This window comes from Streptococcus sp. HJ1, assembly GCF_052399005.1.
GTDB lineage: Bacteria > Bacillota > Bacilli > Lactobacillales > Streptococcaceae > Streptococcus.
Genome location: NZ_CP199005.1, coordinates 41,301 through 67,570, shown reverse-complemented (window position 1 = coordinate 67,570; position 26,270 = coordinate 41,301). Strand labels below are relative to the sequence as shown.

Annotated in this window: 30 protein-coding genes and 1 pseudogene; 27 read left to right on the top strand and 4 right to left on the bottom strand. The window is 38.7% G+C overall.

Going from position 1 to position 26,270, the window contains the following annotated elements:
- The first annotated feature begins 8 nt into the window (after positions 1-8).
- From ACT17O_RS00335 to ACT17O_RS00280, 12 genes are all read left to right on the top strand, one after another.
- Entirely contained in the window at positions 9-1,388 is a 1,380-nt protein-coding gene (locus tag ACT17O_RS00335; protein ID WP_000897923.1) for a TrkH family potassium uptake protein, read from the top strand.
- A gap of 13 nt (positions 1,389-1,401) precedes the next feature.
- Positions 1,402-2,067, top strand: coding sequence for a potassium channel family protein (locus ACT17O_RS00330; protein WP_001283887.1), 666 nt, complete (start codon positions 1,402-1,404; stop codon positions 2,065-2,067).
- 156 nt (positions 2,068-2,223) lie between these two features.
- Complete coding sequence (locus ACT17O_RS00325) at positions 2,224-4,311, top strand: SSURE domain-containing protein (protein ID WP_444817496.1); 2,088 nt, start codon at positions 2,224-2,226, stop codon at positions 4,309-4,311.
- A gap of 80 nt (positions 4,312-4,391) precedes the next feature.
- Entirely contained in the window at positions 4,392-5,090 is a 699-nt protein-coding gene (locus tag ACT17O_RS00320; RefSeq protein WP_049506218.1) for a response regulator transcription factor, read from the top strand.
- A complete protein-coding gene (locus ACT17O_RS00315) occupies positions 5,087-6,121 on the top strand; it encodes a sensor histidine kinase (RefSeq protein ID WP_000769389.1) in 1,035 nt (344 codons plus the stop codon). The genes ACT17O_RS00320 and ACT17O_RS00315 overlap by 4 nt, the downstream gene beginning before the upstream one ends.
- Positions 6,122-6,322: 201 nt before the next feature.
- Positions 6,323-6,934: a 30S ribosomal protein S4 gene (rpsD, locus tag ACT17O_RS00310; RefSeq protein ID WP_000092756.1), complete on the top strand. Its 612-nt coding sequence runs from the start codon at positions 6,323-6,325 to the stop codon at positions 6,932-6,934.
- A gap of 617 nt (positions 6,935-7,551) precedes the next feature.
- Positions 7,552-7,734, top strand: a complete 183-nt coding sequence (locus ACT17O_RS00305) for a hypothetical protein (RefSeq protein WP_000780387.1) — start codon at positions 7,552-7,554, stop codon at positions 7,732-7,734.
- Positions 7,735-7,809: 75 nt separating this feature from the next.
- Positions 7,810-8,025, top strand: coding sequence for a hypothetical protein (locus ACT17O_RS00300; RefSeq protein WP_000043341.1), 216 nt, complete (start codon positions 7,810-7,812; stop codon positions 8,023-8,025).
- Positions 8,026-8,097: 72 nt separating this feature from the next.
- Positions 8,098-8,325, top strand: a complete 228-nt coding sequence (locus ACT17O_RS00295) for a hypothetical protein (RefSeq protein ID WP_009013763.1) — start codon at positions 8,098-8,100, stop codon at positions 8,323-8,325.
- Positions 8,326-8,438: 113 nt separating this feature from the next.
- Complete coding sequence (locus ACT17O_RS00290; protein WP_000542381.1) at positions 8,439-8,726, top strand: hypothetical protein; 288 nt, start codon at positions 8,439-8,441, stop codon at positions 8,724-8,726.
- Positions 8,727-8,918 carry a hypothetical protein gene (locus ACT17O_RS00285; RefSeq protein ID WP_000177340.1) on the top strand — a complete coding sequence of 64 codons (192 nt, stop codon included), beginning with the start codon at positions 8,727-8,729 and terminating at the stop codon, positions 8,916-8,918.
- A 66-nt stretch (positions 8,919-8,984) separates the two neighbouring features.
- Positions 8,985-9,197, top strand: coding sequence for a hypothetical protein (locus tag ACT17O_RS00280; protein WP_000710706.1), 213 nt, complete (start codon positions 8,985-8,987; stop codon positions 9,195-9,197).
- A 286-nt stretch (positions 9,198-9,483) separates the two neighbouring features.
- On the opposite strand, the gene ACT17O_RS00275 is transcribed toward ACT17O_RS00280, so the two are convergent.
- Positions 9,484-9,669: a hypothetical protein gene (locus tag ACT17O_RS00275; RefSeq protein ID WP_009013804.1), complete on the bottom strand. Its 186-nt coding sequence runs from the start codon at positions 9,667-9,669 to the stop codon at positions 9,484-9,486.
- A gap of 28 nt (positions 9,670-9,697) precedes the next feature.
- On the opposite strand from ACT17O_RS00275, the gene ACT17O_RS00270 reads away from it, so the two are divergent.
- The 6 genes and pseudogenes from ACT17O_RS00270 (at position 9,698) to ACT17O_RS00245 (ending at position 13,012) form a co-directional block, all read left to right on the top strand.
- Positions 9,698-10,312, top strand: coding sequence for a CadD family cadmium resistance transporter (locus tag ACT17O_RS00270; RefSeq protein ID WP_000250556.1), 615 nt, complete (start codon positions 9,698-9,700; stop codon positions 10,310-10,312).
- Positions 10,313-10,323: 11 nt separating this feature from the next.
- Entirely contained in the window at positions 10,324-10,662 is a 339-nt protein-coding gene (gene cadX, locus ACT17O_RS00265; RefSeq protein WP_000711083.1) for a Cd(II)/Zn(II)-sensing metalloregulatory transcriptional regulator CadX, read from the top strand.
- A gap of 398 nt (positions 10,663-11,060) precedes the next feature.
- Positions 11,061-11,306: pseudogene (locus tag ACT17O_RS00260) on the top strand (TMEM175 family protein); the annotation flags it as partial.
- A complete protein-coding gene (locus tag ACT17O_RS00255) occupies positions 11,288-11,629 on the top strand; it encodes a hypothetical protein (protein ID WP_000397556.1) in 342 nt (113 codons plus the stop codon). The pseudogene ACT17O_RS00260 and the gene ACT17O_RS00255, both read left to right, overlap by 19 nt.
- A gap of 13 nt (positions 11,630-11,642) precedes the next feature.
- Positions 11,643-11,966 carry a potassium channel family protein gene (locus ACT17O_RS00250; RefSeq protein ID WP_001253404.1) on the top strand — a complete coding sequence of 108 codons (324 nt, stop codon included), beginning with the start codon at positions 11,643-11,645 and terminating at the stop codon, positions 11,964-11,966.
- Positions 11,963-13,012, top strand: a complete 1,050-nt coding sequence (locus ACT17O_RS00245) for a DUF389 domain-containing protein (protein WP_000126416.1) — start codon at positions 11,963-11,965, stop codon at positions 13,010-13,012. Before ACT17O_RS00250 ends, ACT17O_RS00245 begins: the two co-directional genes overlap by 4 nt.
- A 448-nt stretch (positions 13,013-13,460) precedes the next feature.
- On the opposite strand, the gene rpmG is transcribed toward ACT17O_RS00245, so the two are convergent.
- Positions 13,461-13,610, bottom strand: coding sequence for a 50S ribosomal protein L33 (gene rpmG, locus ACT17O_RS00240; protein WP_001265622.1), 150 nt, complete (start codon positions 13,608-13,610; stop codon positions 13,461-13,463).
- A gap of 15 nt (positions 13,611-13,625) precedes the next feature.
- The gene (gene rpmF, locus ACT17O_RS00235) at positions 13,626-13,808 is read right to left on the bottom strand and encodes a 50S ribosomal protein L32 (protein ID WP_000290417.1); all 183 of its coding nucleotides are present in this window, start codon (positions 13,806-13,808) and stop codon (positions 13,626-13,628) included.
- Between the two features lie 220 nt (positions 13,809-14,028).
- On the opposite strand from rpmF, the gene ilvD reads away from it, so the two are divergent.
- The 6 genes from ilvD to ACT17O_RS00205 all read left to right on the top strand — a co-directional run bounded on the left by ilvD (position 14,029) and on the right by ACT17O_RS00205 (position 21,770).
- Positions 14,029-15,732: a dihydroxy-acid dehydratase gene (gene ilvD, locus ACT17O_RS00230; RefSeq protein ID WP_000137380.1), complete on the top strand. Its 1,704-nt coding sequence runs from the start codon at positions 14,029-14,031 to the stop codon at positions 15,730-15,732.
- Positions 15,733-16,444: 712 nt separating this feature from the next.
- Entirely contained in the window at positions 16,445-16,636 is a 192-nt protein-coding gene (locus tag ACT17O_RS00225; RefSeq protein ID WP_070567145.1) for a helix-turn-helix domain-containing protein, read from the top strand.
- A gap of 13 nt (positions 16,637-16,649) precedes the next feature.
- Positions 16,650-18,260 carry a DNA cytosine methyltransferase gene (locus ACT17O_RS00220; RefSeq protein WP_070567196.1) on the top strand — a complete coding sequence of 537 codons (1,611 nt, stop codon included), beginning with the start codon at positions 16,650-16,652 and terminating at the stop codon, positions 18,258-18,260.
- 187 nt (positions 18,261-18,447) lie between these two features.
- Entirely contained in the window at positions 18,448-18,684 is a 237-nt protein-coding gene (locus tag ACT17O_RS00215) for a hypothetical protein (RefSeq protein ID WP_070567148.1), read from the top strand.
- Between the two features lie 12 nt (positions 18,685-18,696).
- Entirely contained in the window at positions 18,697-20,994 is a 2,298-nt protein-coding gene (locus ACT17O_RS00210) for a hypothetical protein (RefSeq protein ID WP_070567151.1), read from the top strand.
- 11 nt (positions 20,995-21,005) lie between these two features.
- Positions 21,006-21,770, top strand: a complete 765-nt coding sequence (locus tag ACT17O_RS00205; protein ID WP_070567162.1) for an ATP-dependent helicase — start codon at positions 21,006-21,008, stop codon at positions 21,768-21,770.
- Between the two features lie 330 nt (positions 21,771-22,100).
- On the opposite strand, the gene ACT17O_RS00200 is transcribed toward ACT17O_RS00205, so the two are convergent.
- A complete protein-coding gene (locus ACT17O_RS00200) occupies positions 22,101-22,442 on the bottom strand; it encodes a metal-sulfur cluster assembly factor (RefSeq protein ID WP_001206380.1) in 342 nt (113 codons plus the stop codon).
- 123 nt (positions 22,443-22,565) lie between these two features.
- Between ACT17O_RS00200 and ACT17O_RS00195 the strand changes: the two genes are divergently transcribed.
- The 3 genes from ACT17O_RS00195 to hisS all read left to right on the top strand — a co-directional run bounded on the left by ACT17O_RS00195 (position 22,566) and on the right by hisS (position 26,220).
- Positions 22,566-23,417, top strand: a complete 852-nt coding sequence (locus ACT17O_RS00195; RefSeq protein WP_444817495.1) for an Rgg family transcriptional regulator — start codon at positions 22,566-22,568, stop codon at positions 23,415-23,417.
- 197 nt (positions 23,418-23,614) lie between these two features.
- Positions 23,615-24,862, top strand: a complete 1,248-nt coding sequence (locus tag ACT17O_RS00190; protein WP_000770638.1) for a hypothetical protein — start codon at positions 23,615-23,617, stop codon at positions 24,860-24,862.
- Between the two features lie 77 nt (positions 24,863-24,939).
- A complete protein-coding gene (gene hisS, locus ACT17O_RS00185) occupies positions 24,940-26,220 on the top strand; it encodes a histidine--tRNA ligase (protein ID WP_444817494.1) in 1,281 nt (426 codons plus the stop codon).
- The last annotated feature ends 50 nt before the right edge of the window (positions 26,221-26,270 follow it).

Here is a 26,270-nt window from a genome sequence, read left to right as displayed (position 1 = left end):
ATGTAGTTATGTTATTCAAATCTTTTTTGGAAAAAATCAAGACGATACTGGGACGCTTGTCGCCAGCCCGTCGCATCTTTTTAAGTTTTGCCCTAGTAATCTTCTTGGGTTCTCTCCTTTTAAGTCTCCCCTTTGTGCAAGCAGAAACGTCACAAGCGACCTACTTTGACCATCTCTTTACGACCGTGTCCATGGTCTGTGTGACAGGGCTTTTCACTCTGCCAGTGGCTTCGACTTATAATATCTGGGGCCAGTTGATCTGTATGATTTTGATCCAGATTGGTGGTTTGGGGCTCATGACCTTTATCGGAATCTTTTATATCCAAGGCAAGCAAAAGCTCAGCCTTCGTGGTCGTGAGACTATTCAAGAAAGTTTCAGTTATGGAGAAACCCAGTCTCTAAAGGACTTCATCCGCTCAATCTTTCTGACGACTTTTTTGGTGGAAGGAATTGGTGCCTTTCTCTTGAGTTTTCGCTTTATCCCCGAATTTGGCTGGGGGCGAGGGATTCTAACCTCTATCTTTTTGGCTGTTTCAGCTTTCTGTAATGCTGGATTTGATAATTTTGGAAGTACGAGTTTGGTAGCCTTTCAAACGGATCCCTTGATCAATCTAGTGATTGCAGGCTTGATTATCACTGGTGGTCTAGGATTTATGGTCTGGTTTGACCTAGCGACCCAGTTTGGGAAGAAGAAAAAACGCCGCCTGCGTTTCCATACCAAGCTGGTTCTCTTTTTAACGGCGGGAATTCTGCTCTTTGGAACAGTATCGACTCTCTTAATTGAGTGGAATAATCCTGGGACGATTGGAAATCTCAGCGCTCCAGAGAAACTGCTGGTTAGTTTCTTCCAGACAGTCAGTATGAGAACGGCAGGCTTTGCTTCCATTGACTACACCCAGGCTAGACCAGTTACCTTACTGATCTACATCTTGCAGATGTTTCTGGGCGGGGCACCTGGAGGGACAGCAGGCGGGCTCAAGATTACGACCTTCTTTGTCTTGTTGGTCTTTGCTCGCAGTGAACTATTGGGCTTGCCTCATGCTAATGTGGCTCGGAGGACCATTGAACCCCGAACCGTACAAAAGTCTTTCAGTGTCTTTATTATCTTCTTGCTAACATTCTTGCTGGGCTTGATCCTACTAGGGATAACAGCAGAGGGAAATCCGCGCTTTATCTACCTCATGTTTGAGACCATTTCAGCCCTTGCAACAGTTGGGGTGACGGCAAATTTAACACCAGAGTTAGGTAAGTTAGCCCTCAGTATCGTTATGTTGTTGATGTTTATCGGCCGTATTGGTCCCTTGACACTACTGGTCAGTGTAGCGGAATACCAGCCAGACAAGAAAGATACGATTCACTATATGAAGGCAGATATCACTATCGGATAAGAAAGGAAAAACGATGTCAGATCGGACAATTGGAATTTTAGGCTTGGGAATTTTTGGGAGCAGTGTTTTGGCTGCCCTAGCCAAGCATGACATGAATATCATTGCTATTGATGACCACGAGGAACGCATTAATCAATTTGAATCAGTGTTGGCGCGTGGAGTAGTTGGAGATATCACGGATGAAGAACTCCTTCTATCAGCGGGGATTGACACCTGTGATACCGTAGTCGTCGCAACAGGTGAAAATCTGGAGTCCAGTGTTCTTGCGGTCATGCACTGCAAGAGTTTAGGAGTGCCGACCGTTATTGCCAAGGTCAAAAGCCATACGGCTAAAAAGGTGTTGGAAAAAATTGGTGCAGACGCAGTCATCTCACCAGAGTTTGAAATGGGGCGCTCATTAGCACAGACCATCCTCTTTCATAACAGCGTAGACGTCTTTCAGCTGGACAAGAATGTATCGATTGTCGAGATGAAAATCCCCCAATCATGGGTAGGTAAAAGCCTCAGTCAGTTGGATTTACGTGGGCGATACAACCTCAATGTACTTGGTTTTCGTTCCTACGAAAATGCTCCTCTGGATGTCCAATTCGGACCCAATGACCTCTTGCAGGCAGATGCCTACATCATGGCAGTCATTAATAACCAACATTTGGACACTCTAGCTGAACTGAGTGAGTAGGAGAGGAAAGGCTACTCTCTTTCCTAATAATTAACGAGTCAATATAAGTATTTTATAAGAGGGATTTAAGAAAAATTTTAACTTTTTCTTAATCCTTTTTAATTTTAGGAGATTATACTAGAGTCATCAAAAAAAGAAAACTCTAAGGAGAATCCTATGAAATTCAATCCAAATCAGAGATATACTCGTTGGTCTATTCGCCGTCTCAGTGTAGGCGTTGCTTCAGTTGTTGTGGCTAGTGGCTTCTTTGTCCTAGTTGGTCAACCAAGTTCTGCGCGCGCTGATGTCGTCAATCCGACTCCTGCCCAAGTCGTGCCAGACGCTGCTTCGGTGAGTGAAAAGAGCGACTTACCAGCAGAGGTTCTCAAAAAAGCAGTCGATGTAGCTCTTCCTTCAGAACAGTCTATTCCAACACCTAAAGCAAGTGTGGATACCACAAGCTCTTCAGAAAAAGCGGACGCAACTGCTAAAGAGCCTGCAGTAGTGCCAAAAGAAGAAGTGCAAGCACAACCTGACTCTAAGAAACAAACAGAAGATGCAGTTAAACCTGTGGAAAGTCCTGCGTCTACAGTTTCTGGACAAGACCGTGAAGTCAGTGAAGCGCAACCAGCGACCACCCCAGCTGAAGTGCAAAAGGGTGTGGCCGACAACACCAAAGACACAGTAGATGTCCCAGCTAGTTACCTTGACAAAGCCAATTTCCCAGGACCATTTACAGCTGGTGTCAATCAAGTCATTCCATACGAATTCTTCGCTGGTGACGGCATGTTGACTCGCCTGATCTTGAAAGCATCTGATAAGGCTCCATGGTCAGACAACGGTTCAGCTAAAAATCCCGCCCTTCCACCAGTAGAGAAATTGGGCAAAGGTCTTTACTTCTATGAAGTGGATTTAGCAGGTACCCAAGGCAAATCTGACAAAGAGTTGCTTGATCTTTTAAAACAAAACGGCACGCAAAGCTATAAAGCTACTATCAAGGTGTACGGTGCAAAAGACGGCAAACCTGACTTAACTAATCTGGTAGCGACTAAAAATTTGGATGTCAACTTGAATAGTTTGACCACCCCAGCTGAAGTGCAAAAAGGTGTGGCTGACAATACAAAAGATACAGTAGATGTCCCAGCTAGTTACCTTGACAAAGCCAATTTCCCAGGACCATTTACAGCTGGTGTCAATCAAGTCATTCCATACGAGTTCTTTGCCGGTGACGGTATGTTAACACGCCTTATCTTGAAAGCATCCGACAAGGCTCCATGGTCAGACAATGGTTCAGCTAAAAATCCCGCTCTCCCACCAGTAGAGAAATTGGGCAAAGGCCTTTACTTCTACGAAGTGGATTTAGCAGGCACCCAAGGAAAATCAGATAAAGAGCTTCTTGACCTTTTGAAACAAAATGGTACGCAAAGTTATAAGGCAACCATCAAAGTGTACGGTGCAAAAGATGGCAAACCTGACTTAACTAATCTGGTAGCGACTAAAGATTTGACTGTTAATTTGAATGGCTTAACCACACCAAATCAGGTTAAAGAGTCTGTTGTTAACAATGTCAAAGACATGATTGATGTTCCAGCTAGCTACCTTGATAAGGCTAAGGTTCCTGGACCTTTCTTGGCTGGTGTCAACCAAGTTATTCCGTACGAAGCTTTTGGTGGAGATGGTATGTTGACTCGCCTCTTGTTAAAAGCCTCAGACAAAGCCCCATGGTCCGACAACGGAACAGCTAAAAATCCTGCTCTATTGCCACTTGAAGGCTTGGCTAAAGGTCAATATTTCTACGAAGTGGATTTGAATGGCAATACGGTTGGCAAAGATGGTCAGGCCTTGCTGGATCAACTTCGAGCTAACGGAACCCATACATACCTAGCTACTGTTAAAGTCTATGGATCTAAAGATGGCAAACCTGATTTGACCAATCTGATTGCTACTCGTCAAGTAACGATTCAACTTCGTGGAAAAGAAATGGCGACAATACCATCTCAACAAGGTCAGATGAATACGAAGCCTTCTGAAACAGGCTCTACAGGTACGACTGAGGGTATGATGGGTACAAATCACCATATGTCAGATATGAAGGTCGATCAACCAGCTTCTAGCCCAATGGCTAATATGATGGAAAAAGATGATAAAGCGATGCTACCAAATACTGGGGAAGCTAAAACAGCTACAGCTGGCCTTGGTATCTTTGGTCTAGCCTTGGCAGGTCTTGTTGGACTTTTGGGTTTGACAACCAAACGAGAAGATTAAGATTCAAATCACTTAAACATTAGGGAAAATAGTGTTATACTAAAGCAAGTATAACACTGTTTTTATCGAAGGAGTGTCAGATGAAAAAGACAATTTTGCTGGTTGATGATGAGATAGATATTCTAGATATTCAAAACCGCTATCTTATACAGGCAGGTTACGATGTTTTGGTCGCCCATGATGGTAAGGAGGGGTTAGAACTTTTCAGAAAAAAATCTATCGACCTCATTATCACAGATATCATGATGCCCAATATGGACGGTTATGATTTTATCAGTGAAGTTCAGTATATCGCTCCGGATCAACCCTTCCTCTTTACAACTGCTAAGACAAGCGAACAGGATAAGATTTATGGCTTAAGTTTGGGGGCAGATGATTTTATAGTCAAGCCCTTTAGCCCACGCGAATTGGTTTTAAGAGTGAATAATATCTTGCGTCGCCTTAGCCGTGGAGGAGAGACAGAACAGATCGAGTTTGGTGACTTGGTAATCAACCATGTGACTCATGAGGTTCGCATTGGGGATCAACCTTTGGAATTGACAGTAAAATCCTTTGAACTTCTATGGATATTAGCCAGCAATCCCGAGAGAGTCTTTTCAAAGACGGAACTTTACGAGAAGGTATGGCAAGAGGACTATGTGGATGATACCAATACACTCAATGTTCATATCCATGCTTTGAGGCAAGAGTTGACCAAGTATACAAATTCAAATGCTCCTGCTATCAAAACTGTCTGGGGTTTAGGCTATAAGATGGAAAGACCAAGAGGTAGAAAATGAAATTAAAAAACTATATTTTAGTGGGGTATCTAGTGTCGACTCTACTAACGATTTTGGTCGTTTTCTGGGCAGTCCAACGAATGTTGATTGAGAAAAGTGAAGTTTACTTTCTCGTTGGAATGACCTTGATTGCTAGTTTCATTGGTGCTGCAGTGAGCATCTTTCTTTTGTCGCCAGTGTTCTCTTCTCTGAAACATTTGAAAAAACAAGCTCAGGATATAGCCAGCAAGGATTTCAGCACAGAAATTGAAACCAAAGGCCCATTAGAATTTCAAGAGCTGGGCCAAGCTTTTAATGACATGTCCCACAATTTGCAAGCTACCTTTCAATCACTTGATGAGAGCGAGCAAGAAAAGAGAATGATGATTGCGCAGCTCTCTCACGATATTAAAACTCCCATTACCTCCATTCAGGTTACTGTGGAGGGAATTCTAGATGGAGTGATCAAGGAAGAGGAGCGGCTCCACTACTTAGCCACGATTGGTCGGCAAACTGAGCGTCTAAACAAGCTAGTGGAGGAATTGGATGTTCTGACTCTTAACACCCAACCTCAAGATACTGCTGATGAAGAAGTCGAAGAGGTCTTTTTAGATCAGCTGTTGATTGAGTCAATGAGTGAATTTCAACTCCAGATTGAACAAGAGGAGCGAGATGTTTACATTCAAGTATCACCTGAGTCGGCGAAAATCAAGAGCCATTCTGACAAACTTTCTCGCATTCTGGTCAATTTGTTAAACAATGCCTTTAAATATTCAGAACCAGGAACCAGAATCGAGGTTCTTGCCCAATTAACAGAACAAGAGCTGACAATCAGTGTGAAAGACGAGGGCCAGGGGATCCTTCCTGAAGATTTGGAAAAGATCTTTAAACGACTTTATCGTGTAGAAACTTCGCGCAATATGAAGACAGGTGGACATGGCTTAGGTCTTGCGATCGCACGCGAACTAGCCCATCAGCTTGGTGGCGAAATCACAGCAGAAAGTCAGTATGGCCTAGGAAGCAAGTTTACATTCAGCCTTAATTTGAAATAAAGCGTAAAATCCCTTTACAAATCTAGTTTTTCATGGTACAATAGCCTTTGTGTGAAATAGCAGCAGGAAAGCATGAAGCTCGTCAACAGGTGTCTTATGACAAGTAACCTTGGCTGTTTAGGCGAAGGGCATCTGCACGAATCAGGGCTTTCTAAGTGACTATTTCCACCGAAATATTATTTATATCAGGAGGACATTCACATGTCACGTTATACAGGACCATCTTGGAAACAAGCTCGTCGCCTTGGCCTTTCACTTACAGGTACAGGTAAAGAATTGGCACGTCGTAACTACGTACCAGGACAACACGGACCAAACAACCGTTCTAAATTGTCAGAATACGGTTTGCAATTGGCTGAAAAACAAAAACTTCGTTTCACTTACGGTGTAGGTGAAAAACAATTCCGTAACTTGTTCGTACAAGCTACAAAAATCAAAGGCGGAATCCTAGGTTTCAACTTCATGCTTCTTTTGGAACGTCGTTTGGATAACGTTGTTTACCGTCTTGGTCTTGCGACTACTCGTCGTCAAGCTCGTCAATTCGTAAACCATGGTCACATCCTTGTTGACGGAAAACGCGTTGATATCCCATCATACCGTGTAACTCCAGGTCAAGTAATCTCAGTTCGTGAAAAATCATTGAAAGTTCCAGCAATCCTTGAAGCAGTAGAAGCTACTCTTGGACGTCCAGCATTCGTATCATTCGATGCTGAAAAATTGGAAGGTTCATTGACTCGCTTGCCAGAACGCGACGAAATCAACCCAGAAATCAACGAAGCACTTGTCGTTGAATTCTACAACAAGATGCTTTAATTTTAAGAAATATCTTACAGAAAGCCTACAACAGTGGGCTTTTTGCTTTGTCTTAAAAGGTTGATTTCTGGGTTTGCTTAGATATTTGCTAGATTGATTTCATTGCTGCTTCAAAGAATGAGACGGCTTTTTTTGCGTTCTCTTTTGAGAGGTAAAAAGAAGCGTGACCCTCCCACAGCTATAGAGCTTTTAGGCGGGAAAACCACACTTCTTTCTTGAATTAATTTTACATCATTTTGACTTAAAAAACAAATAGAGGCGTCCCACCTCCTACCGCAGAAAGATCTGTTTCAAGGGGAGATGGAAAACCTCTATTCGTTAATTTAATTATAGCCTAAAAAACTTTTAAATACAAGGCTATTGAGATAGTAAGGGGGAAAAAAGAAGTAACCATCATTCCGACCACATAGTAGACAGGGGGGAACAAGATTACTTCCTTTATTTACTTAAGTATACAACATTTTTACAAGAAAGCAAAGTAGCAGGTTAGTCTAATGGGGTGCTTGTTGTACTTTAGCAAGTAAGGTGTGCTATAATGCTTTTAACAGGAACTAAAAGCCATTAGTAAATAACTAATATTGGGTCATATTGTTCCGATGTTAGAGAGAAGGAACTTAATGAAATTATGGGAATATGTTGATAAAAATGTTCGCCTTATTTTAGAAGATGGGACCTCCATCAAGGGTAGGGTGGTTGATTGGTTTGACGGTTATGATTTAGATGGTCCTGACGAAATAGTTATAGGTGATCGCTCATATCCTGAAGATATTATCAAGAAAATCAAAATTATTAGTGCTTAGTTCAACCTAGGCGATTTTATCGACTAACTATAAAAAGTATAAGAACTATCGAAAAAATAGCAGAGAGGAAAATAAATGAGTAAACAGCTTTGGAAGTATCTTCGATCAAGGGTTCAGATAGTCACTAATTGCGATAAGATAATCAAGGGACGTGTCATAGACTTTGTTGACGAAATGGACAATGATGAGCAAGATGAAATCACTATTCTCATTGCTAATCCTAGTCCAGATGAAGCTACTGAAATTTCTCTCTTTGAGAGTGAGATTGTCTCGATTAAAACAATCTCATAGGACTTAGAACAATCTAGGTGCTTTTACCTGCCTTATTTGAAAGAAAACACTATGGAAAAGGATTTAGTTTATATGGCAATATTAGATGATTTACAAGAGTTATATGACAATGGTTGGGATGCCTCTTTTGATTATAATGGTCAAGTATGTGGGATTTTTCCTAATTCTGTTCATGATATTGTAGTGGTGATTGGAGATAAGGAATACCAGGTATCATCATTCATTGATCTGATTTCTCTAAAAATTGACGATAACACTTTAGTAGAAATTATGGATGGAATTGAAGTGCAGTATTATTAAAATAAAAATCATCTTTGATGAATGAACTGCACCCCAAAAATTAGATTTTGTCTGTTAAATTTTTGGAACGTAGCTCAATATGCTACAACGTTCTTATTAGGAGGGGAAGGGTAATGGGTTATAGTCAACAAGTATTAGACATGCTCCAGCAAACAGTCAGTGGTCAGATTGATAATTTTTGGGATTTTTCCTTTACGTTTAACGCTCTTTTTGGAGAAGATGCGGAATTTTCCGAGGCTTGGGATAATGAAAACTCTGAAATGTTTGACGCTCTCAATGACTTTGAGTTGATGATATTTTTAGAGGAACATGATCCAAGCGACAAACAAGGTTTTATCGATTTCTTAACACCTTACTACGAAAAAGCAAAGCAATTAGCCAATATTGAAAGGAATATTTAAATGACACTCTGGAAATTTAACCGTACAGATGTAATTATCACGTTAAAAAATGGCGCGGTAGTTAGAGGATTTGTAGAAGACTATTGTGACGCCTCTGACAATGACGAGGAGATTGACTCCTTGCTGGTAGATGTTGATGGAACTCTTTATGAATATTTTGAAGATGAAATCGTCAGCATCATAGAAAGCTAGTAGTGGGAATAGAATCTAAGGAAAAAATCTTGTTTGTTGAGATTGTTTTAGTTGGGATGGTCCTATATGAAAAAGGATGAAATTAAAAAATATTTAGACAAAGATCTTGAATTTAATTATAATAGCCGAGGTGCTTGCTTTTTATCGAGTATATGTGTAGTTGGTTATGATTATGAAGGTCAGCAGTTTGATACAATTGATGAAGCTATGGAAGCTAAAGTATTTGACGGGAAAAGCTTAGTAGATATATGGGATGAAGTTTTTCCACAAGTTTTTTAAAATGAAAAGCACCTTTGATGAACTGCACCCCAAAAGTTAGATTTTTTCTGTCTAACTTTTGGGGTGCAGTTCAAATGTATGAGATATTTTTAGTTTTGATTTAATTTCGATATTTTTCCGGAAAATACTTATTTTTCGGAAAGTCAAGATTTTGTTATTATTTATGATATACTGGTACCGTAATTATATCCTTACAGAGGTTAAATAAGAGTTTCAGTACACGTCAATAGATGTCAAAATATTGATTTTAAGCGATTTTTGATTTTTGGAAACTCATTATATCGCACTACAAATCAATAAAAACTCTACCTTTTACTCTACCTTTTTTAGATAAATATATCATCTGGATATTGAAGTTAAGCCCTGCTATCATTTCGATGGCAGGGCTTTTTAATGTTTGGGACACTACCTTCTTATCTATATTTTGATGGAGCTGAAGTTGACATCTACAAAGTTTAATGTTAAAATACATTCAAAAATATATTTGAATGAGGTGCTTTATGGTTCAAAATGTTGTTACTTCAATAATCCTGTATTCTGGGACAGCCGTAGACTTACTTATTATCCTAATGTTATTTTTTGCCAAAAGAAAAAGCAGAAAAGACATCATTAACATCTATTTAGGACAATTTCTAGGCTCTGTTAGTCTAATATTGCTAAGTTTACTTTTTGCATTTGTCTTAAATTATATTCCTAGTAAAGAGATTTTAGGTTTGCTCGGTTTGATTCCAATTTTCCTAGGACTCAAAGTTTTGCTTTTAGGAGATTCTGATGGAGAAGCTATTGCAAAAGATGGTTTGCGCAAAGATAATAAAAACCTGATTTTTCTAGTCGCTATGATTACTTTTGCAAGTTGTGGTGCTGACAATATTGGTGTTTTTGTCCCATATTTTATTACCTTAAATTTAGCGAATTTGATAGTGGCTTTACTTACCTTTCTAGTCATGATTTATCTCTTGGTTTTTTCTGCCCAAAAATTGGCACAAGTCCCTTCTGTTGGAGAAACTTTGGAAAAATATAGCAGATGGTTTATTGCCGTTGTTTATTTAGGACTGGGGATGTATATCCTGATTGAAAACAACAGCTTTAACATGCTAAGGACTGTGTTCGGCTAGGAGAAAAAATTATGAAAAAAGATAGTATCTGCCAAGTGAATATTATAAATCAGCAAAATGTTACAACCGCAACGAACTACCTTGAAAAGGAAAAAGTCCAAAAATCACTTCGTATTTTATCAAAGTTTACCGATAATAAACAGATAAATATCATCTTTTATCTCCTTGCTGTTGAAGAACTCTGTGTCTGTGATATAGCCTGTTTACTAAATCTCAGTATGGCATCTGCCTCCCACCATCTTCGTAAACTAGCCAATCAAAACATCTTGGATACTAGAAGAGAGGGGAAAATTATATATTATTTTATAAAAGATGAGGAAATCAAAGACTTTTTTAATCAACTAGGATAACAACTATTTTTACTACTTTATCATGATTATATATAGGACTTATCTATGAAATTTTTTGATAAAAATTACTCACATGAAAGACTACTCGTAGCAAATCTTTAAGAAAAAAGTATAATTTAAAGCAAAGCGACCTAGGTAATGCAGGTCAAGTTAGCCAAGTTTAAAAGGGAGAAATCTGAAAGAAAATGTATCTTTGATAGTAGTCATTTATTGTGAAATATGATATATTTATTGATTAGATGGATGAATATTTCTAAAGTTAAATAAAATATGACAGATACATGCTTTTTAGTGTATCTTGTTTGTACTCAAAATATGAAGTGACTATCCAATATTTAAGATTAATAAATATTATACGATGAGATAGAATACTACAAAATGAAAGGCAACGTAATCTGATGAAGAAAGATAGATTAATTGCATTGACAGATGCTGTTCTAGCAATTATTATGACCATTTTGATTTTAGAGTTAGAAAAACCAACGACACCAAGTCTTCAAGCTTTTTGGGATTTACGGCAAAATTTCTTTGCTTATTTTCTTTCCTTTTTCTGGTTGGGATCGTTATGGATGGCACTAAACACATTATGGGAAAAGGTTGAGAAAATTTCCTCAGAAATTATTTGGTGGAATTTGTTTCTACTCTTGGAGCGGCAGGAGTTCTCTTTGGAGAATTTCATGCCATCCAAGATACCAGTCTGAATGATGTGGTGGACCGGATCTATATAAATGTCAAGGATTTACCGTTTCAGTCCTTGGGAGCTTTAGCTAATATCCTGTCTGATGTTAAGAAGGGACTGATTCAAGACAGTCATATCTGGTCTTTCTTCCAGTCATTTTTCAAACAATATCAGTTGATAATCAGCTTAAATCAGATCTATCAGTTTGTCTATCTTTCTCTGATGGAGATCATGTCCTATCTTCACTTTGATTATTGGAAAAAACGGCTCGGTCAGGAGCTAGTATGAATAAGGAGAACAAATGAGACGTTTAAAAATGTTATGGCATATTATACAGGTTACGGGTTTTACTCGGTTTGCTCTGAGTTTTGTGACCTTTGTTTTTGGGTCAGGAGGCGTGCTTTTCCTAGTTGAACCTGCTATCACAAATTACGGAGACGGTCTTTGGTATGCTTTTGTGACTTCGACGACTGTCGGCTACGGGGATCTCCTAGCTGTGACCTTGATTGGAAGGATTACCAGTGTCTTCTTGACGATTTATGGGCTCATATTTTTTGGCTGTTTATCAGCTGTTATTATTAATTATTATACCGATTTAAATAAGGAAAGAGGAGAGGACAAATGACTGCCAATTATTCAACACGGGAATACCGTGAGAAATTATACGATGACCTTCATGTTCGATTGAGAGATACAGCGATTTTGATGTGTGCAATTTTTATTGCCTCTATCGGTCTAAATATGAATTCAACAGCTGTTATTATTGGAGCCATGTTAATTTCACCTCTCATGACACCGATTGTTGGACTGGGATTCGGTTTAGCTATTTTTGATACGCGTTTAATCAAGCAATCTCTAGAGGTTTTATTGACTCAAGTGTTGGTCAGTTTGCTTGTCTCGACTCTGTATTTCTGGATTTCTCCCTTGTCTTATGCAAGTAGCGAGTTGATCGCACGAACCTCTCCAACCATTTGGGATGTTCTCATTGCTATTGCTGGTGGGATTGCTGGTGTGATCGGTTCAAGGAAAAAAGAAGCAAACAATATCGTGCCAGGAGTAGCCATTGCTACAGCTTTGATGCCGCCTATCTGTACTGCTGGCTATGGTTTAGCTAATGGGAATGTACGATTTTTATTGGGGGCTCTCTATCTTTTCTTGATCAACTGTGTCTTTATCATGCTAGCCAACATTGTTGGAACAAGAATTTTGATGAGAAAATCTCCTTTAACTTCATTTAAAGAGCTGAGCATTAAAATGAGAATTGGCTTGATTTCTTTGATTGTATTGTTGATTCTTCCAGCTAGCTATTCGGCAGTTACTCTGACAATAGAACAAGCGCGCAAAGAAGGGATCAAACAGTTTGTAGGAAAAGAGTTCGCCAATTATACGGTTATTAATCAAGTCTACAAGTCAAGTAACAATGAATTGGTCTTGACGGTTGTTGGAGATCCGATTTCAGAAGAAGAATTAGAAACACTCCACCAAAAACAAGCCTCTTACGGTATTCAATCTGTTCAATTGAAAGTGAATCAAGTTCAGAACTCGCCAACATTAGATAGTGAAGCGACCAAGGAATTTTATGAAAACATTGACAAGTATATTGATCAAAAACTCTCTGAAAAAGATTCACAAAACGATCTCGTAAAAGAAAATGAAGCAGACAAGGATTGAGGACAATGAACTGAATCGGTTTTTACGCCGTGTTTTTCTTGTATCTTCCTCTTTCTTACTTATAGCAGGTTGTTTTTGCTTGAATAAGAAATAAATTAGAAGTTCTATCATCTAAGAAAAATGATGAAAAAAATCATTTAACTAATGGTGTGAACGTTTAGTGTTTATCAGCTCCATTCTCTGTAATTTTGGGGGTAAAATCCACACCATTTAGATAAAATTAGTTGAATTTGATTGGAAAAACGCTTTTATAAAAGCGGAGAAAAGTCTTGATATTACGCTGTTTTTAGTCCAACTGAAATTCATACTTTCCAAACCAGGTCTTAAGAAAAAAGGTAGAGAAAAAGGTAGAGTTTGGATTGAAATACAGTGCAATATATCGCATTTGGCAAAAAGAAAAAACGCTTTAAATCAGCGTTTTTCTTATGTATTGATTCGTATTGAACCCCTACTTAACTTCTGTAAACACTACGTGCTTGCGAAGTTTTGGTGAGTATTTCTTCAATTGAAGACGGTCTGGAGTGTTACGTTTGTTTTTAGAAGTAAGGTACAAGCGTTCACCAGATTCTTTGTGTTCAAGTGTGATATTTACGCGCATGGTATCTCCCTTCTATTATTCAGCTGATGCAGCTTTAGCGATTTTACGTCCTTTGTAGTATCCTTTAAGTGATACGCGGTGAGAACGTGAGTAATCTCCAGTAGTTTCGTCAAAGTTTACAGATGGAGCTGTTACTTTGTAGTGTGTACGACGTTTGTTTTTCTTCGCTTTTGAGGTGCGACGTGCAGGTACTGCCATTTTCTTTTCTCCTTTAGGTATTTAAATTCGATTCAATCTAGTGATTTTCATCAACCATACTAGGATAACACATTTTTTTTGTAAAGTAAAGTTACTTGACAAAAAAAGATAAAAAAATTAGAAGCTAGTAATCGAAATTTTCTGAAAATTCAAGAATTTTATTCTGTTCTTCATGCGGAAATTGTGCTATAATGGTAAAAACTGAAATGGGAGGGAACAAATGACAGAATTAGATACACGTCACCGCAGTAGCGTTTATGACAGTATGGTGAAATCACCAAACCGTGCCATGCTTCGTGCCACTGGAATGACAGATAAGGACTTTGAAACACCGATTGTGGGAGTGATTTCAACTTGGGCGGAAAATACACCATGTAACATTCACTTGCATGATTTTGGGAAATTGGCTAAAGAAGGTGTCAAATCTGCGGGCGCTTGGCCTGTTCAGTTTGGAACCATTACCGTAGCAGACGGGATCGCCATGGGAACGCCTGGTATGCGTTTCTCTCTAACATCTCGTGACATCATCGCGGACTCTATTGAGGCTGCGATGGGTGGTCACAACGTGGATGCCTTTGTCGCTATCGGTGGCTGTGACAAGAACATGCCTGGTTCTATGATTGCCATTGCCAATATGGATATTCCAGCTATTTTCGCCTATGGTGGTACTATTGCACCGGGAAATCTTGATGGCAAAGACATTGACTTGGTTTCTGTCTTTGAGGGTATCGGAAAATGGAACCATGGTGACATGACAGCTGAGGACGTGAAACGTCTCGAATGTAATGCCTGCCCTGGCCCTGGTGGCTGTGGTGGTATGTATACAGCTAATACCATGGCAACTGCTATCGAAGTTCTCGGTATGAGTTTGCCAGGATCTTCATCTCATCCAGCTGAATCAGCTGACAAGAAAGAAGATATCGAAGCAGCAGGACGTGCTGTTGTCAAGATGCTGGAGCTTGGTCTCAAACCATCAGATATCTTGACTCGTGAAGCTTTTGAAGATGCCATCACTGTAACTATGGCTCTCGGTGGTTCTACAAATGCCACTCTTCACTTGCTTGCCATTGCCCATGCGGCTAATGTTGACTTGTCACTTGAGGACTTCAATACGATCCAAGAGCGCGTGCCTCACTTGGCTGACTTGAAACCATCTGGTCAGTATGTCTTTCAAGACCTCTACGAAGTCGGTGGTGTCCCTGCGGTTATGAAATACCTCTTGGCAAATGGTTTCCTTCATGGCGACCGCATCACATGTACTGGTAAGACAGTCGCTGAAAACTTGGCTGACTTTGCAGACCTTACACCAGGCCAAAAAGTCATTATGCCACTTGAAAATCCAAAACGTGCAGACGGTCCGCTTATCATCTTGAATGGGAACCTTGCCCCTGATGGTGCGGTTGCTAAAGTATCAGGTGTGAAAGTGCGTCGCCACGTTGGACCAGCTAAGGTCTTTGACTCAGAAGAAGATGCTATCCAGGCTGTTCTGACAGATGAAATCGTTGATGGCGATGTAGTTGTTGTCCGTTTCGTTGGGCCTAAGGGTGGTCCTGGTATGCCTGAGATGCTATCCCTTTCATCCATGATCGTTGGTAAAGGTCAAGGAGACAAGGTTGCCCTCTTGACGGATGGACGCTTCTCTGGTGGTACTTATGGTCTGGTTGTCGGACATATCGCTCCTGAAGCTCAGGATGGTGGACCGATTGCTTACCTCCGTACAGGTGATATCGTTACGGTTGACCAAGATACCAAAGAAATTTCCATGGCCGTATCAGAAGAAGAACTTGAAAAACGCAAGGCAGAAACAACATTGCCACCTCTTTACAGCCGTGGTGTTCTCGGTAAATATGCCCATATCGTATCATCTGCTTCACGCGGAGCCGTGACAGACTTCTGGAATATGGACAAGTCAGGTAAAAAGTAAACTCAAAAAGCAAGCCAAAAATGGGATTTTATTCTTTAAAAGAATAACGGCATAATCGGATTGATTTCCGGCTATGCCGTTTTCCCTTTTGTATTAGGTATATGGACTTCCCTAATGTAGTTCAAATGAATAATAGTTTGCTTTTTGTTCTTGTTCCAGGAACCTTTTTTATTTTCATATCCACTATTTTCGCAACGAAAGTGCGGATGATCTCAGTAGTCTGATCCATGATGTCTATGAAGTTATGCACAATATCAAAAATTAATTCACGTTCAACTGTTGCTCTTGGCAGGTAGTGATAAAAGTTTTGAGTTCAGTCTTACGACTTTCAGGTTGATTCGGTTCTTTTTCAGCTAATTTTGTAAGCAACATTATCTATATAGAGTCATTCTATATGAATATCAAGCTTTTAAATTCCTGCATCCATCAACATGAGCTCCTGTGGCAGTTTTTCGTACAGCGTCTATTCCTCCTTTCCGAGGACCATCTTGCTATTTCCCTCTATAAGATGGGCTTGATAAAACAAAAAATCTGACGTTTTTTGAAAAAAGATTTAGAAAATGAGAAATCCTACTGAATACATTTATCAGTAGTTTTTTGTTTTTAGCCATTTTTAGTAGTTATTAGTAATAAAACACTATATATTGTAATAAAGCTAATTGTTTTTTAGACTAATCTATGATAAAATGATTAGAAATTAAGGAGGTACCCGATGAACAACGAAGAAAAATGGGCATCAATGGAGGAACTTTGTAAGCATCTTGGTCTAAGCAGAGATACTGTAAAAAAGATGATTCACACGCAGAATCTTCCTGCCTATAAAATAGAAAGAAAATGGAAATTTAAGATTAGCGAAGTTGATTCGTGGATTCGAAAAAACAATCGAATTACCGATGCAGAATAACGAGGTATTCAATATGATAAAAACAATTGATTTATTTGCAGGTGCAGGAGGATTAAGTCTTGGATTTCTTATGACCGGAAAATATCAGATTGTTGCTGCTGCGGAAATTAATAAAAATGCACGAGAAACTTATAAGACTAACATTACAAAAGATAATGATAACTTTGAATTTATAGAAAATGTTATTGATTATGATTTTTCAACCCTAAACTCAAGATTTGAAAACTCAATTGATGTTGTAATAGGCGGACCTCCTTGTCAAGGATTTTCAAATGCTAATAGGCAAAAAAATCATTTGATTAGCATGAATAACAGCTTAGTTAAAGAATACTTCAGAGCTATCCGACAAATTCGTCCGAAAGCTTTTGTTATGGAAAATGTTAGCATGCTTGAGTCAGAAACCCACAGATTTTATGAATCCCGCAAAGATAACGATGAAATAGACTCACTTATCGCAAATGGATATGATATCCCAAAAAGAATGGATACATTAGTACTATCAAAAGTTTCGTTTGATGGTATAGATATGTGTAGACTACCTGAGTCCGACTTGAGAGAAATATTTATTCCGAAACAGTTAACACATCTTTTATCTGTATTGCAAAAAAATATCAATAATCCAAGAAGACTGCCAAACTTTCTTTTAAAAAATAAAGCTACAATTGAAAAACTAATTAATTCATATATCTGTAGCGAAGATTTTGCTAATTCAACAGCAAAGCAACAAATAATATCAAAATTAGAAACAATAAAATGTGAGTTAGAGAATAGCCGTCCTGAAAAAGCATCTGAGGAATTGGACTACATAGTCGGTTTACAAAAGCTGATAAAGTCCATTTCAGAAATAACCGAAAACGAATTAATTGGGAATTATGAATATTCCGCTGAAGATGGTTTGCGTTTTATAGTTAATTCATATTCTGTTATTGATTATATTAATGCGATTCTTGGAGACGAATATATTCAAAAAGGTAATGTATTTAATGCCAAATGGTTTGGTGTCCCACAGGAACGTCGAAGGTATATAGTTGTAGGAATAAGACGCGATATATACATAGACAAAGATATTGATTTGATTTTGCCAAATGAAACTATAGCCAATAAAATTCCTACTGTAGGTGAGGCAATTTTAGATCTTTCGAATTATGAGGTTGGCTATAAACTACACTATACTCCAATCCCTTATGTAGAAAAAAAAGGTATAAGTAGCTATGCTCGCTCTATGCGCAAGGGTAGTAAGAGTGTTAAAAACCATATAACAACGAAAAGCACAGATAAAGCATTAGAGCGTTTCAAGAAAATTAAACAAGGAAAGAATTTCCACAGTCTTGGTATTGAAGATAAGGATACATATTCAAAACCCGAAAGGACACAGAACACAATATATTTGAGGCTTGACCCAAATAAACCTAGTGGAACAGTGGTAAATGTTCGTAAATCCATGTGGATACATCCAATACTGGATAGAGCAATAACTGTCAGAGAAGCAGCAAGACTTCAGTCTTTCCCTGATTCCTTCGAGTTTATTGGCACTAAAGATTCCCAATATCAGCAAGTTGGAAACGCCGTGCCACCACTATTAGCCAAAGGAATTGCAGATTTAATCTTTAAATATTTACAATAATTAAACAATAATAAAAAATACCGCGATTTTCACTGAATATTTCGTGGTATTTTTTTATTATTTGCTTTCGTAATAATTATTAATAAATATATTTGTAATATATTTAGAATATATTGCAAATATTGTTGACTATATAAAATATAAATGATATACTTTAGGTAACATACGAAAAATGGAGGTTCCCATTATGGGCAAAAAACAGGAAACTAAACGTGAGAAGTTTATTAGGCTTGCTGAAGCACGTACTAACAAAATAATTGATATGCTACAACTTCTTGGTAACTGCTCGAATTTAAGCACATATGATTACACTCAACAAGATGTTGATAAAATATTTGCTGCAATCGAATCCGAAGTTCGTGAAACTAAGAAAAAATTCAACAAATCAGAGAGCAAAAAAGGTTCTCGTTTTACATTAGATTAAGGAGGAACTTCCATGGTTTTTACTTCAATACCACAAAATTACAGAAATAATGTAGACTGGATCCTAGGCGCATACACTGATGCAGGTGTAACCTTCCCGAATGGTTTTCAAAAGGATGCGATACAGAATGCTGTTGGTGCAAGACCAACAAAAAATTGGAAAAATTGGAGATGTGATATTTCTTTAATTGAAAATGACCGGGGCAGATATGTTGTCGTCGAGGACTCTGGAACCGTGGGTTTGACTGGAAATAATACTCCCGCTGAACAGATTAATGAACTGATGGCAGAAGGTAAAGTTCTACCTCCAGAGGAACGGCTTTCGCGTTTCACCTCAATGTTTAATTCCGGTGGTAATACTACTGGAGGTGGCCTTTTTGGTGCTGGTAAGAGTGTTTACTCTGTTGCTTCTAAAACCTATACTTATTATTATGATTCACTCCGTGAAGATGGAATGTATGTATCAAATGTCAATAAAGGTGGCCAAGTTAATTCTATCGCTTATGAAGGATCTGAAGCCAAAAAATATATTAAAGAGAACACAGGTTTAGACGAGAAGAAAACCGTTGGTACTCGAATCATAATTGAAAAACCAAAAGACGAATTGGTTGAATCCATAACAAGTGGAGAACTCGTTCCACTTATCCAAGAGTCCTGGTGGTTAATTATTGAGCGTTTGCCAGCAGGCTCTGCTATTACTGTAAATAATGTTCCTATTACAGTTCCTGATGATATTAAAAAAACACGACGAGCGTATGAATTGCAAAAACCAGAAAGTTATTCTCAGGGGTATAAAGTCAAGCACTTCGGATTATATGTCTTCGAAGATGGCGGAAATATATGGTCTGGACTCTCTTATTATCGCAAGGGAATGAAAATTGGCGAGATTGACATCAAGGATATTCCTAAAGATGTTGAAGGAAAATTTTGGGGATATGTAGAGGTAGATGAGCTTTGGGAAGATGAACTCTCTGATATTGAGGATAAGGTTCATTTCGGTGTGAGTAAGGGAAAGAAACATACTAATACTTATCAGAATTTGAAGAACTACTGCAATAATAAATTCCACGAAAACATGGTTAAATGGGGATTCATAAAGGATAATAAGACTGAAGATAAAAAACTTAATGATGAATTGCAATCAATCGCAGAAGAACTTCAAGATCTATTTGATAACCTTGAATTTGAAAATCTTGGCACAGGTCCACAAAAGCCTGATTTTGATGTTCGTTGGCAAGATATTCGCTATCCTGTGGCAGAGACAGAAAAAGTTACATCCGGTGATGAAATTGCTTTTTCTGTTAGAATAAAGAATTCCTATACAACAGACAAGAAATTTGATTATAAAATTTTAGTGGTCGACCCTGAAAACCGTTCGGTTCTACATCAGATTGATGCCGGAGAGATAACAGTAAAAGCAAACACAGTACATCGTATGGATAAAATCCATACGGTTACGAAAAAGAATTCAAAGCAATATGCAGAAAATCGTATTGTTCTATCTGTTAAGGTTATTGGTAGTGGTAAAGAAAAGACAAAAGTTCTTCCGTATTTCTTTGACATAGATAAGCCAGATACCTCTCGTGAAACTGTTGGCTTGACACTGCATGAATGTTTGTTCCCTGTCCAAGGCAGTCGTCGTGTAAATTTTGGTGAAGCTGTTCGTAAAGTATGCTGGAAGATTGAGAATAAGCGAAATCACACATTAAATTATCGTTTGAATGTAAGCATCCACAAAGCAAATGCAAGTGATAAAACATGTCCTAAAATAGTTGACGTACTGTCACTTACAGGTATAATTCCTCCATTCGAAGATCAGATTACCCCTTATTTAGATGAGATTGTCTTTGATAAAGACACATACGAACCTTATCTTTCCGAAGGCACATTGGAACTTCGGGCAAGACTGATAGCAAATGAAGACGATCCAATCTATGAAAAGGGCGATAAAATAACTTCTTATCATTTTAAAATTTTCCTAAATATGGATGAAAAGAATGGAAAGAGAGAGTCGTTTAGGATCGAACTTTCCAAATCAAAAAATAATTTTGAGCGCTCGTGGCGAACTCCGGGAAATGATAGAAAAATCACTATAAATATTGAACATCCAGCATACAATAGTGTGGCTGATTATCCGGATTTTCGACATGATTATCTTCGCGAACAAATGTTGAAACAGTATGTTCTGCTCTATCTAGATGAAGGTAAATATGATATATTTGGAGATGGGTTTATTGGTCTTGAGCCACAAGAAGCTGCTGATAAAGTACTTCAGAAAGTGGAAAGTGTTTATTATGAAAGTCTTAAATAAGGGGAGTTTTTATGAAACACGTGGTATCATTGGATAAAGATGGTAATCTAGTATATAAGGGTCTACTTACCGCAAAAGAAATTGCCACTATAGATGAGATTAAAAATGCACTTGAACAAGAAATCCCTCAAATTGAAGCAGATCTAGAGGAGGTATATGGTAAAAGTGTGTTGTACAAATACAATCTGGGTAAATTTCTGGGAGAATTACTAACTAAATATAATATATCTGCTTCTGAACGCAAACAATTTTGGGATGAAATCAAAACATTTGCTACGAAAGAAAATCGTCGCAGAGATGAAAGTAAGAATGCTGAAACCCGTAGTTTCTATGGTCAGTGCTATAGATTGTCGCAATTTGATCAAGAAGTAGTAGAAAAACTTTCTTGGCGCCAATGGCAAGATATTCTTGATAGAGTTCTCAATAGAGAAGATGAAAGAATATTTGAGTGGATTAGAAATAAAAAAGAGAAAATCCGTGAAGATGACTGGCGTGAATTTGAAAAAGGCTTACACCTATATTTGAAAAGCAAGGATACATCGGTTTTTACGAATGATGAGCTGTTTGAAATATACGAATCGATTCTAAATATGAGTCAATATTGGCGTATTGCTTTTGATAAGTTCAAAAAAGATTTTCCCGACAGTGCAAAAATTAAATCCAAAGGACGTAGATCGAAGAAATATCAATCGACTTGTTTCCAACTTAAACGAGAACTACACAAGCCTCTCGATGACAGTATATTTGAAAAAGCATTTGAATTGGCAATGAGATAAATAACAACACAGACCATGCAGGAGCCAAAACTCTTGCATGGCCTTTACTTTATTACTCTTCGATCGTTAGCAGTGTCCTCGGTAAATACGCCCATATCGTATCATCCGCTTCTCGTGGAGCCGTGACAGACTTCTGGAATATGGACAAGTCAGGTAAAAAATAAACAAGAAAAGCAAGCCATTTTCGGCTTGCTTCTTTTCATCTTCAAAAGTGATTTGCCTGCTTATACTCAATAAAAATCAAAGAGCAAACTAGAAAGCTAGGCGCAGGCAGTACTTGAGTACGACAAGCCGACGCTGACGTGGTTTGAATTTGATTTTTGAAGAGTATTAACGAGGTGGCAGTCCGAGGGCAATGCGTCCGTAGCGACTGATTCGTGTGATCTTCCAGGCAGGCGACCAGGTAACTTCAACCTTGACGTCCTCGATACCTTCGATTTGTTTTAGACCTGCGACGATTTCAATAGGCAGGCTTTCGGCGCAATCGCAGGCGGTGTCGGTGAAGGTCATGACAATCTTGCAGAGGCCTGTTTCGTCCAGATTGATTTCATAAATCAGTCCTAGATTGTAAACATCCAATTCCACATCTGTATCAAAAACCTTCTCTAGTTTTTCGATAATTTGGTCTTGCAAGGCCAAAGCACGGTCATTGATTTTGATATCCTCTCTCATTACAGTCCCTCCACGTGATAAATATCCTCTATTTTCTCATAATTCTGACAATTTGGCAAGTTTTTGATGAATTTTCTGAAAAATATGATAAAATGAAGAAAATATGGAATCAAGGGGAAGTCTATGGAGCAGATTGGAAAAGTCTTTAGACAATTACGAGAGTCAAGAAATATCTCGCTGAGACAAGCAACTGGGGGACAATTTTCGCCGTCCATGTTGTCCCGATTTGAAACAGGTCAGAGTGAACTTTCGGTGGGAAAGTTTCTGTTTGCCCTAGAAAATATATCTGCGAGTGTAGAGGAAATCCTCTTTCTGGCGAGAGGTTTTCAGTATGATACAGATTCGGAGTTGAGAAAAGAAATCACAGATGTTTTGGATTTAAAGAATATAGCACCTCTTGAGGACTTATATCGCAAGGAGTATCAAAAGCATGCCCATTCTCAAAACAAACAGAAACATGTTCTAAATGCCATCATTATCAAGTCTTATATGAAGAGTATGGATGAAACGGTTGAGTTAACGGCAGAGGAAGGGAAAGTCCTTCATGACTACTTGTTTTCTACTGAGATTTGGGGAATCTATGAACTCAATTTGTTCTCAGTCAGTTCTCCGTTCTTGTCTGTTTCTCTTTTTACTAGATATGTACGAGAAATGGTCCGCAAATCCGATTTTCTAATGGAAATGAAGGGAAATCGGAACCTTTTTCACACCATGCTACTGAATGGTTTTTTAGCCAGCATTGAGTGTGAAGAATTTACCAATGCCTCTTATTTTAAACGTGTCATCAAAGAGCATTTCTACAAGGAAAATGAGACCTATTTCCGAATTGTCTATTTGTGGGCTGAAGGTCTTCTTGATAGCAAGCAGGGTAGAGTCAAGGAAGGGCAGAAAAAGATGGAAGATGCTGTCCATATTTTTGAGATGCTTGGTTGTAACAAATCTGCTGAATACTACAGAAATACAACCGATTGTTGAATATCTGCAAACTAAGAAAATAATTTGAAAATTTAAGCGATAGAACTTTTGACTACTCTCAGGTCGTTACAAAAGTTCTATCGTTTCTTTGCTCATTTTATGTGTTGCATATATTCAAAAGTTTTCCCTTTCAATTTCTAAGTGCTATACTATAGTCATACTTCACATAGGGATTATAACAAGAAGGGAGATTACCTATGAAACTATTGTTTAGAAATCAAGCTTATCGACTCTTGACTTTGTCGCGCTTCTTCAATGCTTTTGGTGCTTCGATTTTTAACCTAGTATTTATCGTTTATGCATCGACCTTGCCACAAGCCTCTTTTGCTGTTGCTATGGCGAATATTGTCATGATTCTTCCGACTCTCTTTACAGTTTTTGTAGGGATTCGGGCAGATTACACAAGGGACAAGGTCAAATGGATGGTCTATAGCGGTTTGTTTCAGGCGGTTTTATTTTTTCTGGCAGCCCTAGTTGTTCAGCAAGCTAGTCTCTTTGCCTTTTCTAGCCTGTGTTTGATCAATGTCATCAGTGATGTGATCAGTGATTTTGCTGGTGGTTTGCGCATGCCCCTCGTTAAGGAAAAAGTAGCTGAAGGGGATCTGATGGAAGCTTATTCTTTTTCCCAGTTTATCACCTATATTTCAGCTATTGGTGGTCAAGCTTTTGGAGTTTGGCTCTTAGGTCTATCGGTCAACAATTTTTCCCTTGTTGCGGGAATCAATGCCTGCTTTTTCCTAGTATCAGCCTTTATTCTCTTTTTAGGAAAAAGCAAATTGAGTCTGTCAATGTCATCTGCTGATGGTAAAAAACTAAAAAATGAGAAGCTTTCTATCAAAGACCAGTTCCTAACAATTTACCGAAATTTACGTCTCGTTTTTCTTAAAGGTGGACAGAAAAACTTTGGTTTCATGATCTTTGCTGTCTTGCTTATTAATGCCTTGGGTGGGGCTTTAGGAAGCATCTATAACATCTTCTTTTTGAGCCATTCTCTCTTGAATTTTTCTTACACAGAGGCACTATTTATCAATCAATTCTGTGTTTTAGTAGCAATCATCATCAGTAGCCTTACGGGCAATGATTATTTTGGGAAGCAGTCTTTGCCTAGATTGATGATGTGGGCGACCGTAGGACTCAGTCTAATTGGTCTAGCTAATGTATTCAATCAAGTCGTGCTTGGTTTGCTATTTCTATTTTTAACTCTGTATGTGTCTGGTAAAGTTCAACCAAAGATTAGTGCCATGCTCATGAAAAATCTAGCTCCAGATGTTCTAGCTCGTACCAGTAATTTTTTAGGTTTATTGTTTACCTTATCCATACCTGTGGGAACAGCTTGTTTTTCACTTATAGCTGTATGGAATATACAGTTGACTTGGATGCTATTTGTTGGTCTTTCCTTGCTGGCTATTCTTTTGACAGTTATTAATCTCAAAAATGATATTTGAATCCTAATTTTTTTCTCACTGTTTTAATCCCTCTATTTATGGTAAAATAAGACTATTAAGTTTAAAGAGGATTCCCTATGAAATTACAAAAACCAAAAGGAACGCAGGATATTTTACCTGCTGAGTCTGCCAAGTGGCAGTACGTTGAGGGCTTTGCCCGTGAAATTTTCAAGCGCTATAACTATGCAGAAGTGCGCACGCCTATTTTTGAGCATTACGAGGTCATCAGCCGCTCTGTTGGAGACACAACCGATATCGTTACCAAGGAAATGTACGATTTTTATGACAAGGGTGACCGCCATATTACCCTCCGTCCAGAAGGAACTGCGCCCGTTGTTCGTTCCTATGTGGAAAATAAACTCTTCGCACCAGAAGTGCAAAAGCCAAGTAAGTTCTATTACATGGGCCCTATGTTCCGTTATGAGCGTCCACAGGCAGGGCGTTTACGCCAATTTCACCAGATTGGTGTCGAGTGCTTTGGCTCTAGCAATCCAGCTACCGATGTGGAAACCATCGCTATGGCGGCTCATTTCTTGAAAGCGATTGGCATTCAAGGTGTTAAATTGCACCTCAACACTCTTGGAAATCCTGAGAGCCGTGCGGCTTACCGTCAAGCTTTGATTGCCTATTTGACACCGCTCAAGGAGACCTTGTCGAAGGATAGCCAACGTCGTTTGGAGGAAAATCCTCTCCGTGTCTTAGACTCTAAGGAAAAAGAAGACAAGGTAGCAGTAGAGAATGCACCTTCTATCTTGGACTTCCTTGATGAAGAAAGCCAAGCTCATTTTGATGCCGTCCGTCAGATGTTGGAAAATCTGGGTGTAGACTATATCATCGATACCAATATGGTGCGTGGTTTGGACTACTACAACCACACGATTTTCGAGTTTATCACTGAGATTGAGGGCAATAACTTGACGGTCTGTGCGGGTGGTCGCTACGATGGTTTGGTTGCCTACTTTGGTGGTCCTGAAACTGCTGGATTTGGTTTTGGACTTGGTGTAGAGCGCCTGCTTCTTATCCTTGAAAAGCAAGGTGTGGCTCTCCCTATCGAAAACTCTCTAGATGTTTATATCGCAGTCTTGGGTGAAGGAGCAAATGTTAAGGCCTTGGAATTGGTACAAGCCCTTCGCCAACAAGGATTCAAAGCAGAGCGTGATTACCTTAATCGGAAGCTCAAAGCTCAGTTCAAGTCCGCCGATGTCTTTGCGGCTAAGACTCTTATTACTCTAGGCGAGAGTGAAGTCGAAAGCGGACAAGTGACGGTTAAGAACAACCAAACTCGAGAAGAAGTGCAAGTGTCCCTTGAGACCATCAGCCAAAATTTCTCTCAAGTCTTTGAAAAACTAGGATTTTAATAGTAGAAAAACTGGTCAGGATCTTATTTCTGACCCTCTTTTTCCTAGGA

What these genes read in the sequence shown, in the direction of transcription:
- ACT17O_RS00335 (WP_000897923.1), top strand. Translation starts at nt 9, where the DNA reads ATGTTATTCAAATCTTTTTTGGAAAAAATCAAGACGATACTGGGACGC.
- ACT17O_RS00330 (WP_001283887.1), top strand. Translation starts at nt 1,402, where the DNA reads ATGTCAGATCGGACAATTGGAATTTTAGGCTTGGGAATTTTTGGGAGC.
- ACT17O_RS00325 (WP_444817496.1), top strand. Translation starts at nt 2,224, where the DNA reads ATGAAATTCAATCCAAATCAGAGATATACTCGTTGGTCTATTCGCCGT.
- ACT17O_RS00320 (WP_049506218.1), top strand. Translation starts at nt 4,392, where the DNA reads ATGAAAAAGACAATTTTGCTGGTTGATGATGAGATAGATATTCTAGAT.
- ACT17O_RS00315 (WP_000769389.1), top strand. Translation starts at nt 5,087, where the DNA reads ATGAAATTAAAAAACTATATTTTAGTGGGGTATCTAGTGTCGACTCTA.
- rpsD (WP_000092756.1), top strand. Translation starts at nt 6,323, where the DNA reads ATGTCACGTTATACAGGACCATCTTGGAAACAAGCTCGTCGCCTTGGC.
- ACT17O_RS00305 (WP_000780387.1), top strand. Translation starts at nt 7,552, where the DNA reads ATGAAATTATGGGAATATGTTGATAAAAATGTTCGCCTTATTTTAGAA.
- ACT17O_RS00300 (WP_000043341.1), top strand. Translation starts at nt 7,810, where the DNA reads ATGAGTAAACAGCTTTGGAAGTATCTTCGATCAAGGGTTCAGATAGTC.
- ACT17O_RS00295 (WP_009013763.1), top strand. Translation starts at nt 8,098, where the DNA reads ATGGCAATATTAGATGATTTACAAGAGTTATATGACAATGGTTGGGAT.
- ACT17O_RS00290 (WP_000542381.1), top strand. Translation starts at nt 8,439, where the DNA reads ATGGGTTATAGTCAACAAGTATTAGACATGCTCCAGCAAACAGTCAGT.
- ACT17O_RS00285 (WP_000177340.1), top strand. Translation starts at nt 8,727, where the DNA reads ATGACACTCTGGAAATTTAACCGTACAGATGTAATTATCACGTTAAAA.
- ACT17O_RS00280 (WP_000710706.1), top strand. Translation starts at nt 8,985, where the DNA reads ATGAAAAAGGATGAAATTAAAAAATATTTAGACAAAGATCTTGAATTT.
- ACT17O_RS00275 (WP_009013804.1), bottom strand. Translation starts at nt 9,669, where the DNA reads ATGTATTTTAACATTAAACTTTGTAGATGTCAACTTCAGCTCCATCAA.
- ACT17O_RS00270 (WP_000250556.1), top strand. Translation starts at nt 9,698, where the DNA reads ATGGTTCAAAATGTTGTTACTTCAATAATCCTGTATTCTGGGACAGCC.
- cadX (WP_000711083.1), top strand. Translation starts at nt 10,324, where the DNA reads ATGAAAAAAGATAGTATCTGCCAAGTGAATATTATAAATCAGCAAAAT.
- ACT17O_RS00250 (WP_001253404.1), top strand. Translation starts at nt 11,643, where the DNA reads ATGAGACGTTTAAAAATGTTATGGCATATTATACAGGTTACGGGTTTT.
- ACT17O_RS00245 (WP_000126416.1), top strand. Translation starts at nt 11,963, where the DNA reads ATGACTGCCAATTATTCAACACGGGAATACCGTGAGAAATTATACGAT.
- rpmG (WP_001265622.1), bottom strand. Translation starts at nt 13,610, where the DNA reads ATGCGCGTAAATATCACACTTGAACACAAAGAATCTGGTGAACGCTTG.
- rpmF (WP_000290417.1), bottom strand. Translation starts at nt 13,808, where the DNA reads ATGGCAGTACCTGCACGTCGCACCTCAAAAGCGAAGAAAAACAAACGT.
- ilvD (WP_000137380.1), top strand. Translation starts at nt 14,029, where the DNA reads ATGACAGAATTAGATACACGTCACCGCAGTAGCGTTTATGACAGTATG.
- ACT17O_RS00225 (WP_070567145.1), top strand. Translation starts at nt 16,445, where the DNA reads ATGAACAACGAAGAAAAATGGGCATCAATGGAGGAACTTTGTAAGCAT.
- ACT17O_RS00220 (WP_070567196.1), top strand. Translation starts at nt 16,650, where the DNA reads ATGATAAAAACAATTGATTTATTTGCAGGTGCAGGAGGATTAAGTCTT.
- ACT17O_RS00215 (WP_070567148.1), top strand. Translation starts at nt 18,448, where the DNA reads ATGGGCAAAAAACAGGAAACTAAACGTGAGAAGTTTATTAGGCTTGCT.
- ACT17O_RS00210 (WP_070567151.1), top strand. Translation starts at nt 18,697, where the DNA reads ATGGTTTTTACTTCAATACCACAAAATTACAGAAATAATGTAGACTGG.
- ACT17O_RS00205 (WP_070567162.1), top strand. Translation starts at nt 21,006, where the DNA reads ATGAAACACGTGGTATCATTGGATAAAGATGGTAATCTAGTATATAAG.
- ACT17O_RS00200 (WP_001206380.1), bottom strand. Translation starts at nt 22,442, where the DNA reads ATGAGAGAGGATATCAAAATCAATGACCGTGCTTTGGCCTTGCAAGAC.
- ACT17O_RS00195 (WP_444817495.1), top strand. Translation starts at nt 22,566, where the DNA reads ATGGAGCAGATTGGAAAAGTCTTTAGACAATTACGAGAGTCAAGAAAT.
- ACT17O_RS00190 (WP_000770638.1), top strand. Translation starts at nt 23,615, where the DNA reads ATGAAACTATTGTTTAGAAATCAAGCTTATCGACTCTTGACTTTGTCG.
- hisS (WP_444817494.1), top strand. Translation starts at nt 24,940, where the DNA reads ATGAAATTACAAAAACCAAAAGGAACGCAGGATATTTTACCTGCTGAG.